Annotated in this window: 12 protein-coding genes; 7 read left to right on the plus strand and 5 right to left on the minus strand. The window is 60.4% G+C overall.

Annotation, left to right across the window (positions count from 1 at the left end; genetic code table 11):
• Positions 1 to 89: 89 nt before the first annotated feature.
• On the minus strand, positions 90 to 3,641 hold the full coding sequence (locus PspCFBP13509_RS15865; RefSeq protein ID WP_137212310.1) for a hypothetical protein: 3,552 nt from the start codon (positions 3,639 to 3,641) through the stop codon (positions 90 to 92).
• Positions 3,642 to 3,860: 219 nt separating this feature from the next.
• Here PspCFBP13509_RS15865 and PspCFBP13509_RS15870 point away from each other — a divergent pair, with 219 nt between their 5' ends.
• From PspCFBP13509_RS15870 to PspCFBP13509_RS15890, 5 genes are all read left to right on the plus strand, one after another.
• Positions 3,861 to 7,358, plus strand: coding sequence for a response regulator (locus PspCFBP13509_RS15870; protein ID WP_065927514.1), 3,498 nt, complete (start codon positions 3,861 to 3,863; stop codon positions 7,356 to 7,358).
• Complete coding sequence (locus PspCFBP13509_RS15875) at positions 7,359 to 8,189, plus strand: CheR family methyltransferase (protein WP_174562736.1); 831 nt, start codon at positions 7,359 to 7,361, stop codon at positions 8,187 to 8,189.
• Entirely contained in the window at positions 8,186 to 8,785 is a 600-nt protein-coding gene (locus tag PspCFBP13509_RS15880; protein ID WP_065946981.1) for a chemotaxis protein CheB, read from the plus strand. The genes PspCFBP13509_RS15875 and PspCFBP13509_RS15880 overlap by 4 nt, the downstream gene beginning before the upstream one ends.
• The gene (locus PspCFBP13509_RS15885) at positions 8,779 to 9,972 is read left to right on the plus strand and encodes a hybrid sensor histidine kinase/response regulator (RefSeq protein WP_065927516.1); all 1,194 of its coding nucleotides are present in this window, start codon (positions 8,779 to 8,781) and stop codon (positions 9,970 to 9,972) included. The genes PspCFBP13509_RS15880 and PspCFBP13509_RS15885 overlap by 7 nt, the downstream gene beginning before the upstream one ends.
• Before the next feature lie 78 nt (positions 9,973 to 10,050).
• Entirely contained in the window at positions 10,051 to 10,428 is a 378-nt protein-coding gene (locus PspCFBP13509_RS15890; protein ID WP_057703059.1) for a response regulator, read from the plus strand.
• A gap of 62 nt (positions 10,429 to 10,490) precedes the next feature.
• Here PspCFBP13509_RS15890 and PspCFBP13509_RS15895 read toward each other — a convergent pair whose 3' ends face one another.
• The 4 genes from PspCFBP13509_RS15895 to PspCFBP13509_RS15910 all read right to left on the minus strand — a co-directional run bounded on the left by PspCFBP13509_RS15895 (position 10,491) and on the right by PspCFBP13509_RS15910 (position 15,795).
• The gene (locus PspCFBP13509_RS15895; RefSeq protein ID WP_065927517.1) at positions 10,491 to 12,161 is read right to left on the minus strand and encodes a response regulator; all 1,671 of its coding nucleotides are present in this window, start codon (positions 12,159 to 12,161) and stop codon (positions 10,491 to 10,493) included.
• Positions 12,158 to 13,660 carry an ATPase domain-containing protein gene (locus PspCFBP13509_RS15900; protein ID WP_065946983.1) on the minus strand — a complete coding sequence of 501 codons (1,503 nt, stop codon included), beginning with the start codon at positions 13,658 to 13,660 and terminating at the stop codon, positions 12,158 to 12,160. Before PspCFBP13509_RS15900 ends, PspCFBP13509_RS15895 begins: the two co-directional genes overlap by 4 nt.
• Positions 13,661 to 13,771: 111 nt before the next feature.
• Positions 13,772 to 14,830 (minus strand): tetratricopeptide repeat protein, encoded by a 1,059-nt coding sequence (locus PspCFBP13509_RS15905; RefSeq protein WP_065927518.1) that lies wholly within the window; start codon positions 14,828 to 14,830, stop codon positions 13,772 to 13,774.
• Between the two features lie 71 nt (positions 14,831 to 14,901).
• Positions 14,902 to 15,795 carry a bestrophin family protein gene (locus tag PspCFBP13509_RS15910; protein ID WP_065946984.1) on the minus strand — a complete coding sequence of 298 codons (894 nt, stop codon included), beginning with the start codon at positions 15,793 to 15,795 and terminating at the stop codon, positions 14,902 to 14,904.
• Between the two features lie 45 nt (positions 15,796 to 15,840).
• Between PspCFBP13509_RS15910 and PspCFBP13509_RS31360 the strand changes: the two genes are divergently transcribed.
• Positions 15,841 to 15,996 carry a hypothetical protein gene (locus tag PspCFBP13509_RS31360; protein WP_159440246.1) on the plus strand — a complete coding sequence of 52 codons (156 nt, stop codon included), beginning with the start codon at positions 15,841 to 15,843 and terminating at the stop codon, positions 15,994 to 15,996.
• Positions 15,996 to 16,763 carry an SDR family NAD(P)-dependent oxidoreductase gene (locus tag PspCFBP13509_RS15915; RefSeq protein WP_065946985.1) on the plus strand — a complete coding sequence of 256 codons (768 nt, stop codon included), beginning with the start codon at positions 15,996 to 15,998 and terminating at the stop codon, positions 16,761 to 16,763. The genes PspCFBP13509_RS31360 and PspCFBP13509_RS15915 overlap by 1 nt, the downstream gene beginning before the upstream one ends.
• Positions 16,764 to 16,765: the final 2 nt, after the last annotated feature.

Here is a 16,765-nt window from a genome sequence, read left to right on the forward strand (position 1 = left end):
AGCGGTCAGTGGCGCCCTCCTGCGCACCGTTCAACGCCTTGCTTTTTCAGGAGCCCCAACCCTGCCGGGGGCCGGGGCAGTCCCATGCATCAAGACGGCAAGGGCGTGGACACCATGATTGAAACCGCAAAACTGTCGACCTTGTCTGTGACGATGTCATCGGGATGGAAAGCGCTCACGTGGAATTCCTTTTTGCCCGCCGGCGAAACCTTAGGCTTCAAGGTCGCGCTGACACCGCCGCTGCTGAGGATTTTTTCGATGCCTTCGCGCATGGACTCTACGTTGTCAAAACTGACCAGCCCGCCATTGGGTTCGAAGAAAAACCACTCTTTTTGGCCATCCTTGACCCTGACACCCGCCAGCATGGCGTGATCTTCCGTGCTGATTCTCAGGTATTTTGACGCAGTGGACTTGCTCAGGTCGTCGATGATGGACTGATGATTGATCAGTGAAGGGGCGGCGTTTATATGGAAGGTGTCCTTTGTGTTTACGGCGTACTGCAGTGTTTTTATATCGCGATTGAATTTGTCATGCAGCGAAGAGGGCGATTTAGTCGTGGACGCCTTGCGAAGATTGTCGAGGAATATTTTTTCGTCGCCTCGATGCAAGGCGAGCGCCATGGCATTCGATAGCCCGGCGCAATCGCCCTTGGAGGTCAGATCGACACGGCCGAGGTAGTCCGACTGGGCAAAGCGATTGATGGAAACCCCGGGATTCCCGACGTCGCTGGCAAGCAGCGCGGTGAAATACTCGCCGTCTTCAATTCTTCTGGTCTTCAACTCCCTGGCCAGAATCCCCATTTCTTCCGGTGTCCTGCCAGGTTTTGCGGCGAGTGCCACCAACGCTTCGAAACTGCGCTCTCCAGCGTAATCCGACAGGTCATCCAATGCACCGCTTCGATAACCCTGGTTGAATTTTGGAAGTGCGTTGGAGGTCCTCGCCTTAGCGATATTCGTTCCTACACTCGTCAGGTGCATATCCGCGACGCTATCGAACAGACTGCCGCGCAGGGGGGAGAAATCCTCGATTGGCGGGCCATAGGGCAGGTTCCGGACAGGGTCATAACTGAACCACTGATCGTTTTTCAACACGGCAAAGCCTTCGACGCTTTGCTCTCCGACCTTATAAGACCCTATCAGCGTCGGGCCATATTGCTTGTTTGCCGCCTTCAACAGGTCATAGCTTCCGGATGCGCCACGCACCTTGTTGATCAGTACCTGCCCGGAGTCGCCGAGAAATTTTGCGCCGCGCGTGGCCAGCTTGGCGCCTCCCGTCGCCGCGCCCCTCACTCCGCTCAACGGGTTGAGCGAGCTGATAAGGCTACTGCCGATGACGCGACCCGCCTGCAATGCCTTTACGGCAGTGGACGCCGAGGATGAAGCCACCTTGGCGAGCTTTGGGGCAGCACCGTAACCCATGGTCAGCAGCCCGAGAGCATCCAGGCCGAGGTCCAAAAGCCCGGCTTCATAGTCACCGTCACGAAAGTTGACAATGGCCGATCTCAAGGGAATCAAGTTGAGAAAAAACTGCCTGAGTCGCTCATTACTTTCTTTCTGCTGATCGAATGTCGTGCTTCCCCTGGCTTGTTGCCATTGGTTCCTGATACCAAGGTGCTCAAAAAAAGCGCCTGCCAGGTCGTGTGTTCGGGTAGAGGTGAAACTCGATGGGGGACGAGAAGGGTCCTCCGGCGGCTGTTCTCGCTCGAGCCGGTCCTTGTGCTCAGGGGTGAACTTTTCCACTTTGGTCGATATATTCGCGTCGCGCCATCCACCCCGCGTAATGGCTGCCTCACTCTGTCGCTTGACGATGCGTTTGTTCCGGACATCGATCTCATAAACATTGACCTCGGTTTTTCCGTCAACCTGCCTTTCGGTTCTTACCAGCAATTCATTGAGCTTGGATTGGAAAGTGGCCGGGTTTATGAAACCCCTGCCAATCTTGTATTGGTTGTATTGAAATAATTCGATTTTACCGAACTCCAGGTTTTTCCGATCTTCCAGTGGCAGCTCGGAAATCATGTGTTTTACCTGGGTCTCAATGCCATCTTTGAGTGATTCGATTGCCGATTCGTATTGCCCCAGGAATATCCCATTGACGTTGAGCCTGGGTTGCTGGTTGATCGCGTGGATAGGAAGGCCAGGGTCGTCGGTTTTCCAGTTGACGTTGATGCCCATCATGGCCATGTCCAGCATCGAGTGCTTGCCATCCAGTTGCTTGGCTTTGTCATCGGAGACGGTTGAGAGACTTTTCGACTCAAAGTCAGTGCGCTCGCCAAAATGCTCCTTGAGTTTTTCCAGGGCGATGGCTTTTCTACTTGGAATCTCGGCAGTGAGTGATTGGGAGGCCTTGATTCTGGCACTTAACTGCTCATTGAACGCGGTCCGGATGCTGTCCACTTCCTCAGGGGTGTAGAGGGCATCGTCCTTCTTTTCGACCAAACCATTGGACACGCCCCAATCCAGTAACAACGGCGTGATGGCGTGTTCCGCAGGACCATTCAAGGCTTGTGCGGCACTCATGACCTGGCCGTAGCTCATTTGTGATGCGGTCCCCGGCGCACTCGCTTCGACCTTGGCCACCGCAAGGCAGAAACTCACCCAGGCCTGGCTGCCGTTCACCAGTGTGTCGGGAATATCCTTGACCAGGAACTGGGGGGCTGTGCGTGACAGCAACAGGTGGGTGGCCAGCTTGGCCGTGGCCGGCGTGGCCCTGCCTTTAGTCACCAGATGTTTACTGAGCCCCTCGACGATGGCTGACGGTGGCAGGCCCCAATAGTTTTGATGGCTCAAGTCAAAGCCGGCGATTGAATTTCTCACAGGCAACACGACGGATTCACGATCGAGACCGATGTGAAGGGCGGCCAACACGTAATCGCTGATGCTGGTTGGCGTGTCGATACCATTCAGCCCGTCCTGGATCCCTTGCCCTATCTTCTGGGCCATGGGGGACTTGAGCAGGGTGTCCAGCGCCCTGGCCGGGTCTTGCAGTTCGACATCCGAAAGAGCGCTGGCCTTGATAAGCGCACCCAGCGCCGCTTTGGCCAGCTCCGCCCGGACTAAGGAGGGCTCTGTCCGGATATTGCTGCGCAGGATGCTGGACTCGACGATGACCCGTATCTTGCGCCGTTGTTCCTGGGTCAGGGGAAGGGGCCAGGATAAGCCACCTCCTAGATCACCCAGCGGCGGTTCCAGGGCCCGAGCGTTAGCGGCATCTGCCAAGTGAACCAGGTCAGCTCGGGTTTCAGGGATAGGTAAATCGTGATGCTTGATAAAGCTTTCCAGGCTGGCGGCGGACTCGCTGCCCGGCATGCCGGACGGGTGAAAGGCCGAGTGTGGATCAATGACTGTTTGAGTGGTTTTCAAATGTGACAACACGGCTGCTGGAGTCGCGTCCTCTCCCAGGCTCTTCGTCGCCTCGGTGAGCTGGTGCGCGAGGTTCTTCCAGTTCTGTGCGTTTGCCTGCGCGCGTGCTTGGGGTGAAAGAGGCTGCGATTCATCCGAGGAGCGTCGTGCAGGTGTTGAAGCTGGGTCGCTGTGTATGGACAGGGTGTTACCAGGGGTGGCCTGCGACTGAGCAGGCGTCGATGCAATGGAGTGATCTATAACCGAGGGGCGTGGTTGGACGCTCAATGAGGATGACATTTTCATTACCTTTGGTTGTTGGTCCTCCCTGGACCTGCTTCAGACCTCCGGTGAGTGTCGGGAGCGCACAAAGGTGTTCCTCCGGCATTGGTTCCATAAATGTCGGGCATCGGCGGTGGCAAGTTTGGGATGTGAATATGTTTCGCGTCAGAAACGTAGCCCTCTACCGGCACTTTGGGGCAAACTCCCGGTTTTTCCCTATTTGGCCAAGGCATGCCCATGACTCCCGCGTCGTCCGTCGATGAAAAGAGCTTTCGTACACTGCTCAGCCGAAACGTGGCATTGCCCCTGGGTGTGGGCGTGCTCAGCGCGGTGTTTTTCGTCTGTCTGATCACCTATTTGCTTGCGGTGATCCAGTGGGTGGAGCACACGGACCGGGTCATCAACAACCTCAACGAGTCGTCCAAGCTGACCGTCGATCTTGAAACCGGCATGCGTGGTTTCCTGATCACCGGGGATGAGCACTTCCTCGACCCGTACGAAGTGGCCAAGCCGCGCATCATTGCCGACCTGCGTAACTTGCAGGAGCTGGTGGCGGACAACCCGCAACAGGTGGACCGCCTGAAACGCCTGGAAGCCCTGCAAGCCGAATGGAACAAATACGCCCAGTCGATGATCGACCTGCAGCGCGAAAGCGGTGACTACCGCAACGCCGTCAAGTCCGGCCGGGGCAAGCGCCTGACCGACGAAATTCGCAAGGAATACGAGGACGCGGTGGCGATGGAGCAGCAGTTCCGGATCACTCGCAACGAACAAGTCACGCGCACCACGGTGATCAGCGTCACCCTCTATCTGTTGTTCGTTCTCGGCCTGAGCGGGATCCTGGCGTATATCGGTAGAAAAAATTTACTCTCCCTGTCAGATAGTTACAGCGCAAACCTCGCGTCACAACAGAAGATCGCGCAGCGCCTGGAGCGACAGGCATGGCTGCGTAACGGCCAGACCGAACTGGCCGAACAAGTGCTCGGCCAACTCACCCTGAACATGCTCGGACGCAATATCCTGCAGTTCTTTGCCCAGTACATGGGCTCGGCGGTGGCGGCGCTGTATGTCCGCGAAGAGCACGGCGGCCTCAAGCGCGTGGCCACCTATGGTTTCTCCCGCGAGCAGGAACAGCTGGAGCAGTCGATCTACAGCGATGAGGGCATCGTCGGGCAGGCCGCCCAGCTCGATCGCCTGATTCGCCTGGACGACGTGCCGGTGGACTACTTCAAGGTCAGCTCCGGCCTGGGGGAAGGCTCGACCCGCAGCGTGCTGGTGGTTCCCACCAGCGATGACGACCGTGTCAACGGTGTGATCGAACTGGGCTTTTTGCGCCCGCTGGAGGAGCGCGACGTCGAACTGCTGGAGCTGATCGCCGGCAATATCGGCACCTCCATCGAAGCCGCCCGTTATCGCCAACGCCTGCAGGAAGTGCTGGCCGAAACCCAGCAGCTCAATGAAGAACTGCAGGTCCAGCAGGAAGAACTCAAGACCGCCAACGAAGAACTCGAAGAACAGTCGCGCATTCTCAAGGAGTCTCAGGCTCACCTGGAAACCCAGCAGGCAGAGCTGGAGCAGACCAACGAGCAACTGGCCGAACAGACCCAGACCCTGGCCGAACAGCGCGACGCCATGGACCGCAAGAACGTCGAACTCAACCAGGCCCAGCTGGAGCTGGAAGATCGCGCCGATGAATTGCAGCGCTCCAGCAAGTACAAGTCCGAATTCCTCGCCAATATGTCCCACGAACTGCGCACGCCGCTGAACAGTTCGTTGATCCTGGCCAAGTTGCTGGCGGAAAACCCCCAGGAAAACCTCAGCGCCGAACAGGTCAAGTTTGCCGAGTCGATCTATTCGGCGGGCAATGACCTGCTCAACCTGATCAACGACATCCTGGATATTTCCAAGGTGGAAGCCGGCAAGTTGGAAGTGCGGCCGGAAAATTCAAGCGTCACGCGCCTGGTCGATGGCCTGCGCGGGATGTTCGAGCCGTTGGCCGCCGACCGTAAGCTGGGGTTTCAGGTACAGGTGCAGGCCGATGCACCGATCATGCTGTTCACCGACCGCCAGCGCCTGGAGCAGATCCTCAAGAACCTGCTCTCCAACGCGATCAAGTTCACCGAGCAAGGCGAGGTCAGCCTGTCGGTGTCCCGCGCGCCGGGGGAAGGCATCGCCTTTACCGTGCGCGATTCGGGCATCGGGATTGCCCCGGACCAGCAGGAAAGCATCTTCGAGGCGTTCCGCCAGGCCGATGGCACCACCAACCGCCGTTACGGCGGCACTGGCCTGGGCCTGTCGATTTCCCGCGACCTGGCCGCGTTGCTTGGCGGCTATATCAGCGTGACCAGTGAGCCCGGCAAAGGCAGCACCTTCACCCTGGTGTTGCCGGAGCAGTATGTCGAACGCGAGGAAGATGCCGCGCCAATCGAGCCGCCGCGCCAGGTGATTACCGCACCCGCACCCACGCCCATCGCAATTTCGCCGCTGCCGGTGGCCGACACCAGGCAGATCCCGCGCTTCGCCGATGACCGCGACAAGGCGCCGTTCACCACCCGCTGCATCCTGGTGGTGGAGGACGAACCGAACTTCGCCCGTATCCTGTTCGACCTGGCCCATGAGCTGGGTTACCAGTGCCTGGTGGCCCACGGTGCGGACGAGGGCTACAGCCTGGCCGAGGAGTACATTCCCGATGCGATCCTGCTGGACATGCGCCTGCCGGACCATTCCGGGCTCACCGTGCTGCAACGCCTCAAGGAGCACGCCAACACGCGCCATATCCCGGTGCACGTGATTTCCGTGGAGGACCGTGTCGAAGCCGCCATGCATATGGGCGCCATCGGCTATGCGGTAAAACCGACGACGCGCGAAGAGCTCAAGGACGTGTTTGCGCGCCTTGAGGCCAAGCTGACCCAGAAGGTCAAGCGCGTACTGCTGGTGGAGGACGATGACCTGCAGCGCGACAGCATTGCCCGCCTGATCGGCGACGATGACATCGAGATCACCGATGTCGGCTATGCCCAGGCCGCCCTGGAACTGCTGCGCACCAACGTCTATGACTGCATGATCATCGACCTCAAGCTGCCGGACATGCTGGGCAACGAGTTGCTCAAGCGCATGGCCACCGAAGATATCTGCTCGTTCCCGCCGGTGATCGTCTACACCGGGCGCAACCTGACCCGCGATGAAGAGGCCGAACTGCGCAAGTATTCGCGCTCGATCATCATCAAGGGCGCCCGCTCGCCAGAGCGCCTGCTCGATGAAGTCACACTCTTTCTGCACAAAGTCGAATCCCAGCTGTCCCATGACCGCCAGAAGATGCTCAAGACCGCTCGCAGCCGCGATAAGGTCTTCGAGGGGCGCAAGATCCTGTTGGTGGACGACGATGTGCGTAACATCTTCGCCCTGACCAGCGCCCTGGAGCACAAAGGTGCCGTGGTGGTGATCGGGCGTAACGGCCGCGAAGCCATCGAGAGACTCAATGAAGTCGACGATATCGACCTGGTGCTGATGGACGTGATGATGCCGGAGATGGACGGCTACGAGGCCACCGCCTTGATCCGCCAGGACCCGCGCTGGAAGAAACTGCCGATCATCGCGGTGACGGCCAAGGCCATGAAAGACGACCAGGAGCGCTGCCTCGCGGCGGGTTCCAACGACTACCTGGCCAAGCCGATCGACCTGGATCGCCTGTTCTCGCTGATTCGCGTGTGGCTACCGAAGATGGAACGCATTTAAGTGGAGCAACGTTTTTTGGAGAAGAGCAGCGATATTGAGCTGCGCCTGTTGATCGAGGCGATTTACCTCAAGTACAGCTACGACTTTCGCGACTACTCCGGCGCGTCGGTCAAACGCCGCGTGGCCCATGCCTTGCGCCAGTTCGACTGCGCCACCATTTCAGCGCTGCAGGAGCGGGTGCTGCACGACCCGGCGGCGTTCATGCAGTTGCTGCAGTTCCTGACGATCCCGGTGAGCGAGATGTTTCGCGACCCGTCGCACTTCCTGGCGATCCGTCAGGAAGTGGTGCCCCTGCTCAAGACCTACCCGTCGATCAAGATCTGGATTGCCGGCTGCAGCACGGGGGAGGAGGTGTACTCCATGGCCATCCTGTTGCGTGAGGAAGGGCTGCTGGAACGCACGATCATCTATGCCACCGACATCAACCCCGCGTCCCTGGATAAAGCCAAGCAAGGCATCTTCTCCCTAGAGAATGTGCGGGCCTACACCGCCAATTATCAGCAGGCCGGGGGGCAGCGATCATTTGCCGACTACTACACGGCGGCTTACGATTACGCGATCTTCGACAAATCGTTGCGGGAGAATGTGACCTTCGCCGACCATAGCCTGGCAACCGACAGTGTATTCTCAGAAACTCAATTAATTTCATGTCGTAACGTGCTGATCTATTTCAATAAAAAATTGCAGGATCGGGCGTTTGGATTGTTTCATGAGTCGCTGTGCCATCGCGGCTTCCTGGTCCTGGGCAGTAAGGAAACCCTGGACTTTTCCGCCTACAGCAAGCAATTCGAACCCTTGGTCAAGCAGGAACGGATCTACCGCAAATCATGAACGACGTTGCCGCCAACCCGATTCGCGGGATTGAAGCCATCGTCGTCGGCGCCTCCGCCGGCGGCGTCGAGGCGTTGCTGAGTATTTTCAGCGAACTGCCCGACACCTTCGGCCTGCCGATCATAGCCGTATTGCACCTGCCGGATGAGCGCCGCAGCCAACTGGCGGAAGTCTTTGCGCGACGCCTGCCGATTCCGGTACGGGAAGGGCAGGACAAGGAAGCGATCCAGGCGGGCACGTTGTATTTCGCCGGGCCTGGTTATCACCTTTCGGTCGAGCATGACCGCAGCCTGTCCCTCAGCCAGGAAGAGCGGGTACACCATTCCCGGCCGGCGATCGACTACCTGTTTGCCTCCGCCGCCGATGCCTATGGCCAGGGCCTGCTGGCGATTTTGTTGACGGGGGCCAACCAGGACGGCGCCCACGGGCTGGCCCATGTCAAGCATTCGGGCGGCACCACGGTGGTCCAGGACCCCAGCGAAGCGCGGATTGCCGTGATGCCGCGGGCGGCCCTGGCCCTGCACACCCCTGATCATATTCTGACCCTGAGCCGCATTGCCGCATTGCTGGCTTCCCTGGAATCCTCCCCATGTTAAGTACTGTCCAGGCCAAACTGCTGATCGTCGACGATCTGCCGGAAAACCTGCTGGCCCTCGAAGCGTTGATCAAGCGCGAGGACCGTCAGGTCTTCAAGGCTTTGAGCGCCGATGAGGCCTTGTCCCTGTTGCTGGAGCACGAGTTCGCCATGGCGATTCTCGATGTGCAGATGCCCGGCATGAACGGGTTCGAACTGGCCGAGCTGATGCGCGGCACCGAGAAAACCAAAAACATTCCGATTGTGTTCGTCAGCGCCGCCGGCCGTGAACTCAATTATGCGTTCAAGGGCTATGAAAGTGGCGCCGTGGACTTCCTGCACAAGCCGCTGGATATCCACGCGGTCAAGAGCAAGGTCAATGTGTTTGTCGACCTGTACCGTCAGAGCAAGGCGATGAAGCAGCAAGTCGAAGCCCTGGAGCGCAGCCGCCGCGAGCAGGAGCTGTTGCTCACGCGCCTGCAGGCCACCCAGGCCGAGCTGGAGCAGGCAGTGCGCATGCGCGACGACTTCATGTCGATCGTCGCCCACGAGGTGCGTACGCCCCTTAACGGCCTGATTCTCGAAACCCAGCTGCGCAAGATGCACCTGGCCCGGGATAACGCCGCCGCGTTCACCCTGGACAAGATGCACGCCATGGTCGACCGCGATGAGCGCCAGATCCAGAGCCTGATCCGCCTGATCGAAGACATGCTCGACGTCTCGCGTATCCGCACCGGCAAACTGTCGATACGCCCGGGGCGCTTCGACCTGGCGCAATTGGTGAGCAACCTGGTGGAGAATTTCGCACCGCAGGTGGCTGCCGCCGAATCGTCGATGCACCTCGCGGCCGAGGGGCCGGTGGTGGGCAACTGGGATGAGTTTCGTATCGAACAGGTGGTCACCAACCTGCTGACCAACGCCCTGCGCTACGGGGCCAAGAGCCCGGTGGAGGTGCGCGTGTATACCGAGCATGGCGAAGCCAGGGTAGAAGTGCGTGACCACGGGATCGGCATCAGCGAAGAGAACCAGAAGCGTATTTTCCAGCAGTTCGAACGTGTGTCAGCCAGCCAGGTTGCCGCGGGACTGGGCCTTGGGTTGTTTATTTCCGAACAGATCGTGGCCGCCCATGGCGGCACCATCGAGGTCGAGAGCCAGATAGGCGAGGGCGCCTTGTTCCGGGTGTGCCTGCCCCTTGAACCGTCGGCATGAAATCAATCGTCACCCCGACGCAACCTCTACGTGACCCCATGGTCGTAATTGCAGCAATTGACCGGACAAAGGCTTCCCATGAGTGAAGATGCACAAGATGTCGTACTGATCGTCGAGGACGACGAATCCATTATGTTTGTGCTGGGTGAGTACCTGGCCGGCCTGGGGTATCGGGTATTGAAGGCGATCAACGGGGAGCAGGCCTTTGAAATCCTCGCCACCAAGCCGCACTTGGACCTGATGGTCACCGACTACCGTTTGCCCGGTGGGATTTCCGGCGTGCAGATCGCTGAGCCCGCGCTCAAGTTGCGCCCGGAATTGAAAGTGATCTTTATCAGCGGCTACCCGCAGGAGATTCTCGACTGCAACAGCCCGATCACGCGCAATGCGCCGATCCTGGCCAAGCCGTTTGACCTGGATACCTTGCAGGAGCATATACAGCGGTTGTTGGCCTGAAGGGCCAGGTGGTGCATCAGGCTCTTCCTGAGCCTGAATGACACTGCTTGGCTAATGGCCATTTACGCCCGAATCATCTCCCGCACCTTCGCCGTCAACAAATCAAAGGTAAACGGCTTGGTGATCAACTGCATCCCCGGATCCAGGAACCCCCCACGCACCGCCGCATGCTCGGCATATCCGGTAATGAACAGCACCTTCAGGTCCGGACGAACCTGCCGACCTATCTCTGCCAGTTGGCGTCCATTCATGCCGGGCAAGCCGACGTCGCTGATCATCAGGTCAATGCGCTGGCTGGATTCGATAATCGGCAGTGCGCCATCGGCATCGCCCGCTTCGACAAAGGCGTAGCCCAGCTCACTCAATACCTGGCTGACCAGCACGCGCACCGCCGGGTCGTCCTCGACGATCAGCACGGTTTCCCCGCTGTTGGCGATCGGCAACAGGGCAGGGTCCACGGTCACATCGGGGGTGATTTCGCCGACGAAACGCGGCAGGAACAGGCTCACCGTGGTGCCTTTGCCTACCTCGCTGTGGAGGGTTACATGGCCGCGCGACTGGCGCGCGAAACCGTAGATCATCGACAAGCCCAGGCCGGTGCCCTGGCCAATGGGCTTGGTGGTAAAGAAGGGGTCGAATACCCGGCCCATGAGGCTTTCCGGAATACCGCAGCCGGTGTCGCTGACGCTCAGTTCCACGTAGTCGCCGGGCTTGAGCGTGCCGTAGGCGGCGGTGAAGACGCTGTCGAGGTGACGGTTGCAGGTTTCGACAACCAGGCGGCCCCCACTCGGCATGGCATCCCGGGCGTTGAGCGCCAGGTTGAGCAGGGCACTTTCCAGTTGATTGGGGTCGGCCTCGGCGGTCCACAACTGAGTGTCCAGGCGCATGTCCAAGGCGATGCTTTCGTTGAGGCTGCGTTGCAGCAGCTCGCCCATGGACGTCACCAGTTGGTTGATCTGTACCGGCTTGGAATCCAGCGATTGGCGCCGCGAGAACGCCAGCAGGCGGTGGGTGAGGCCGGCGGCGCGGTTGGCGGAGGTCACGCCGAGGTCGATCAGGCTGTCCAGATCGTCCAGCTTGCCGCGGGACACACGTCTTCGCAGCAGCTCCAGGCTGCCGATAATACCGGTGAGCATGTTGTTGAAGTCATGGGCGATACCGCCGGTCAACTGGCCGACGGCTTCCATCTTCTGGGATTGGCGCAAGGCTTCTTCATTGCTGCGCAACTGCGCCGTGCGTTCCTCGACTTGCTGCTCCAGGGTCTCAAGGGTGCGCTGCAGGCGCAGTTCGCTCTCGCTCAGGTCGATCAACCTGTCCCGTGCTTCATATTGCCGACGCCGTCCACGCAGGGCCGCGCTCACCAGGCTGATCAACGTCACGGGGTGGAAGGGGCGCTCCAGGAACGTCACGTTGCCCAGCAGGCCGCTGAGGTGGGATGAACCGTTCTGCTCGCTGCCGCCGTGATGGGTCATCAGCACGATGGGCAGGTCGGACCAGGCGGGCTGCTGGTGAAGGTATTCCAGCAGGGGCTCCAGGTCCGCGCCGCGCAGGGCTTCGGCTGCGATGATAAGCATCCCGGCGCCTTGCTCCACGGCCTCGCACAATGCGGGCAGGCTGCTGGCAACCATGCCGGTGTAGCCGGCTTCCTTGAGCATCATCAGCGCCAACGAACCATCACGGCCCATGGGCGCCAGGACGATTGCGCGTTCGGATACGGGTGAAATGGTGGTCACACGCCCTCATCCTTGAGCAAAGGCGAACCGGCGCCCATGTAGGTCGGGATACCGCGCAAAACCCCTTGGAAATTGTCCAGCGGTTCTCCGACGGTCATGCCACGGCTGCTGATACGGTATTCACGGATAGTCGACTCGTGGGCGCCGGTGCGTTTCTTGATAATCGAGATGGCGCGGCGCACCTTGCCCAACGCCTCGAAATAACGCAGCAGAATCACGGTGTCGGCCAGGTAAGTGATGTCGACAGGAGCCTGCATGTCGCCGACCAGTCCATGTTGCGCGACGGTCATGAACGTCGCCGCGCCACGGCGGTTGAGGTACAGCAGCAGTTCATGCATATGCAGGATCAGCGCGTTTTCTTCCGGCATTGCCGCCTGGTAGCCATTGATACTGTCGATGACCACCGTCTTGATCCCGCGCTCGTCCACGCAACGACGCACGCGGTGGGAAAACTCGCCGGGGGACAACTCGGCCGCGTCCACCTGTTCGATCAGCAGGTTGCCGGTGGCCTGCAGGGCGGCGAGGTCGATGCCCATATTGTTCATGCGCTCGAACAGCAGGCCCAGTTCTTCATCGAAGATAAACAGCGCGGCCTTTTCGCCACGGCCTACCGCCGCTGCGGCGAAGATCATCGAGATCAGCGATTTGCCGGTACCGGCCGGGCCGAGAATCAGGCTGCTGGAGCCGGTCTCGACGCCGCCGCCCATCAGGGCATCCAGCTCGCGAATGCCGCTGCTCAAGGTCTGGCGTATGTAACCGCCACGATGCTCCGCCGCGACCAGGCGCGGAAAGACGTGGATGCCATCGTGCATGATGGTGAAGTCGTGAAACCCACCCCGATATTTCTGCCCGCGATATTTCACCACCCGCACACGACGGCGTTCGGCGCCGTAGTTGGGGGTCAGTTCTTCCAGGCGAATCACCCCGTGGGCCACGCTGTGCACGGTTTTGTCGAGGGATTCGGTGGTCAGGTCGTCGAGCAGCAGCACGGTGGCGTCGTAGCGCACGAAGTAATGCTTGATCGCCAGGATCTGGCGGCGATAGCGCAGCGAGCTTTGCGCGAGCAGGCGGATTTCCGAGAGGCTGTCGATGACCACTCGGGTCGGCTTGACCCGCTCCACCACTTCGAAGATCTGCCGGGTTGCTTCGCCCAGCTCCAGGTCCGAAGAGTACAGCAGGCTCTGCTGATGCTCGGCATCCAGCAGGCTCTCCGGCGGGGTCAGTTCGAAGATATAAATATTGTCGTCCAGGTCCCAACCGTGGGACTCGGCGCCCTGGCGCAACTCACGCTCGGTTTCGGACAGTGTGATGTAGAGCGTTCGCTCACCCGCTTTCGCCCCGGCCTGCAGGAAGTGCAGGGCGACCGTGGTTTTACCGGTGCCAGGTTCACCTTCCAGCAGGAACAGGTGGCTGCGCGATAGCCCTCCGGCAAGAATGTCGTCGAGACCTTCGATGCCGATGGCTGCTTTTTCGGTTAACAACGCTTTGGATGTAGACAAGAAGTGCCCTCAGGTCACATACGAGTAGAGGATGCGCATCCAGGTGGACGCGCCATGTTCTCTTGACCGTAGCGCTTTGTGGCGGTTCAAACTGATGCGCGATTATTGTGCCTACAGGCCTTGCTGCAGTGCCGGATCGTCAGGGTTTTGCTGTTCCAGCTGGGCGAGCAGCACCTGCACATTCTGCAATTGGCCGCTTTCTTTCCAATAATTGACCAGCAGCACCCGCGCCTTGCGATTGGCCGGGTGGCGCTGGACGATTTCCTCCAACTGGCGCTGGGCCGCTTCCAATTCCTGCTGGGCATGCAGGGTGGTAGCGAGGTCGTAGCGGTAATCCTGATTGTCCGGCTCCAGCTCCACGGCCTTGGACAGGCCGAGCAACGCATAGGGGCGCTCGCCATGGTGCAGCAGCCACATACCCAGGGCATGTTGCAGGTAGGCCGACTCAGGGTGCGCCGCCAATTGCCGGGCCAGCAATTGGCGGGACTCATCGGTCTTGCCCTGTTTATCCAGCAACTCGATCTGCGCGACCACCGCTTGCAGGTTGTCCGGCTGCAAGCGCATGGCCTGTTCCAGGGCGTTTTGCGCTTCCGGCAGCAGGGCGCTGTGGATGTACAGGCGCGCCAGTTGAATCCAGCCTTCGGCCGTTTCCGGCTGGGCTTTGAGCTTTTTCACGAACTCGTCCAATACCTGCTGCAATGGCCCGAAGTACAGGCCCAAGGTGTCGGGCGACAGGCCGAGCAGGGCATTGGCGGCGGCAAAGCGTACGCTTTGTTCGGGATCATCGAGCACCGGGCCCAGCAGCAGGGTGCGCTGGCCGCTGGGCACCAGGCCGACAATGCTGTGGATGGCCGCTTCGCGCACCAACGCGGAGTCGCTGGTGAGGTCTTTATCGGCGAGCTTCAAGGCCTGGGGGCTGGGGTAGTTGGGCAATTCGGCATGCAGCGCGGCGCGGCGTTCGGGTGACAGGTCCGGCCGGCCCAGTTGCTGATACAGCACGCGCGCGGCGCCCGGCTCGCCGTTATGCGCCTGTTTCAAGGCTTTTGAGTAACCGTGGGCAATGGCAGGAGGCACGGCCACCTGGGCGGTGCGGGAGAAATACCAGGTGATCAGCACAATCAACAACAGGGCGCACAGGCCGACGATGGCGTAACGGCGTGACTTTGACATGCAGGCGTCCGAAAAGCTGAAGAAGCAAAGCCGCAAGCTTCGGCCAGACCACGGCAGGTGTCAAACCCGCGTCAGGTCAGCACGTATTCCACTGGCTCCAGGGCCGGCGGCAGGTCGGTTTCGCCGAGGGCGGCGAGCAGCTCACGCTCCAGGGTGCGCAGGATCGCATTGCAGGGCAGGTCGTTTTCGTCAAAGCCGAAAGGGTCTTCCAGGTCGTCGCCGATCTCATCGAGGCCGAAGAAGGTGTAGCTGACAATGGCGGTAAACACCGGCGTCAGCCAGCCCAGGGGTTCGGCCATGGCGAACGGCAAGAGGATGCAGAACAGGTAAATGGTGCGGTGCAGCAGCAAGGTGTAGGGGAAGGGCAGCGGCGTGCTTTTGATTCGCTCGCACGCGGCCTGTACCTGGCTGAGGCTGACCAGACGGGTTTCCAACTGGGTGTAACGCCATTCGCTGAGGGCGCCTTGCTCGGCCAGGGCGGAAAATCCCGCGCCAATCTGTTGCAGCACCCGGTCAGGCAGGTTGGGATGACTCGCTTCCACGCTCGCCCAGGGCTGGATCGCCCGGGCTTCGTCTTCGTGGCGCAAGCGCGCGACCAGCCCGTGGGCGAAGCCGCCCAGGCCCCGCAGCAGGCGCCTACGCTCCGCCGGATCAGTGAGCACCTGGGTCTCGCGAATCAGCGAGCGCACCTCGATGATCATCTGCCCCAGTTGCTTGCGGCCTTCCCACCAGCGGTCATAGCAGGCGTTATTGCGAAAACTCATGAAGATCGACAGCGACAGCCCGAGCAATGTAAAGGGCGTGGCGTTGACCTTGGAGAAATAGGCCGGGTGCAGGGTTTCCACCAGCACGATCACCGACGCCAGCAGCGTGACCAGCAGGCTGCGCAGGGCGATGCGCTTGGCAATCGAGCCCTTTAGGGAAAACAGGATGCCCAGCAGGTTCGGTTTGGGACGTACGATCATCGCGGGGAGGACTTCTTCGGTGGCGCAGGCCCTCAGGTTAGGAGCTTGCACGACGCACGTCCAATCGCTTGGGCTGACCGGACGATCAGCGCGGTCGATGATTGGCCAAACCAGTCAGCCATGTTGAAGGCTTTGACCATTGCTGCCGTGGCGTTGCAGAGCGACTATTTCGACGATCTCGACCGTTCAAGGAAACAATAATGCAGATTGAGAACAAGGTTTTTCTGGTCAGCGGCGGCGCTTCCGGCCTCGGTGCGGCCACCGCAGATATGCTGGTCGCGGCCGGCGCCAAGGTCATGCTGGTGGACTTGAATGCCGACGCCGTGGCGGCCAAGGCCAGGCAGCTCGGCGACAACGCCCGCAGCGCCGTGGCGGATATCAGCCAGGAAGCGGCTGCCGAAGCCGCCGTGCAGGCAACCGTCGCGGCGTTTGGCGGTTTGCATGGCTTGGTCAACTGCGCGGGGGTGGTGCGCGGTGAAAAGATCCTCGGCAAGACTGGCCCCCACGGGCTGGCCAGCTTTGCCCAGGTGATCAACGTCAACCTGATAGGCAGCTTTAACCTGCTGCGCCTGGCGGCAGCGGCCATCGCCGAAACGGAAGCGAACGCCGACGGCGAGCGCGGGGTGATCATCAATACCGCGTCGGTGGCTGCGTTCGACGGGCAGATCGGGCAGGCCGCTTATGCGGCGTCCAAAGGCGCGATAGCCAGCCTGACCTTGCCCGCCGCACGGGAGCTTGCGCGCTTCGGCATTCGCGTGATGACCATCGCCCCGGGCATTTTCGAAACCCCGATGATGGCCGGCATGACCCCGGAAGTACGCGACTCCCTGGCCGCCGGCGTGCCGTTTCCGCCGCGCCTGGGCAAGCCTGCCGAATACGCCGCGCTGGTGCGGCACATCATTGAAAACAGCATGCTCAATGGCGAGGTGATCCGTCTCGACGGCGCCTTGCGCATGGCGGCCAAGTAAGG

Source organism: Pseudomonas sp. CFBP13509 (assembly GCF_005233485.1).
Classification (GTDB): Bacteria; Pseudomonadota; Gammaproteobacteria; order Pseudomonadales; family Pseudomonadaceae; genus Aquipseudomonas; species Aquipseudomonas marginalis.

Excerpts from the sequence above, each read along its gene's own strand:
- PspCFBP13509_RS15880 (WP_065946981.1), top strand. The coding sequence starts at position 8,186 with ATGAACGACGTTGCCGCCAACCCGATTCGCGGGATTGAAGCCATCGTC.
- PspCFBP13509_RS15915 (WP_065946985.1), top strand. The coding sequence starts at position 15,996 with ATGCAGATTGAGAACAAGGTTTTTCTGGTCAGCGGCGGCGCTTCCGGC.
- PspCFBP13509_RS15870 (WP_065927514.1), top strand. The coding sequence starts at position 3,861 with ATGACTCCCGCGTCGTCCGTCGATGAAAAGAGCTTTCGTACACTGCTC.
- PspCFBP13509_RS15910 (WP_065946984.1), bottom strand. The coding sequence starts at position 15,795 with ATGATCGTACGTCCCAAACCGAACCTGCTGGGCATCCTGTTTTCCCTA.
- PspCFBP13509_RS15890 (WP_057703059.1), top strand. The coding sequence starts at position 10,051 with ATGAGTGAAGATGCACAAGATGTCGTACTGATCGTCGAGGACGACGAA.
- PspCFBP13509_RS15885 (WP_065927516.1), top strand. The coding sequence starts at position 8,779 with ATGTTAAGTACTGTCCAGGCCAAACTGCTGATCGTCGACGATCTGCCG.
- PspCFBP13509_RS15865 (WP_137212310.1), bottom strand. The coding sequence starts at position 3,641 with ATGTCATCCTCATTGAGCGTCCAACCACGCCCCTCGGTTATAGATCAC.
- PspCFBP13509_RS15905 (WP_065927518.1), bottom strand. The coding sequence starts at position 14,830 with ATGTCAAAGTCACGCCGTTACGCCATCGTCGGCCTGTGCGCCCTGTTG.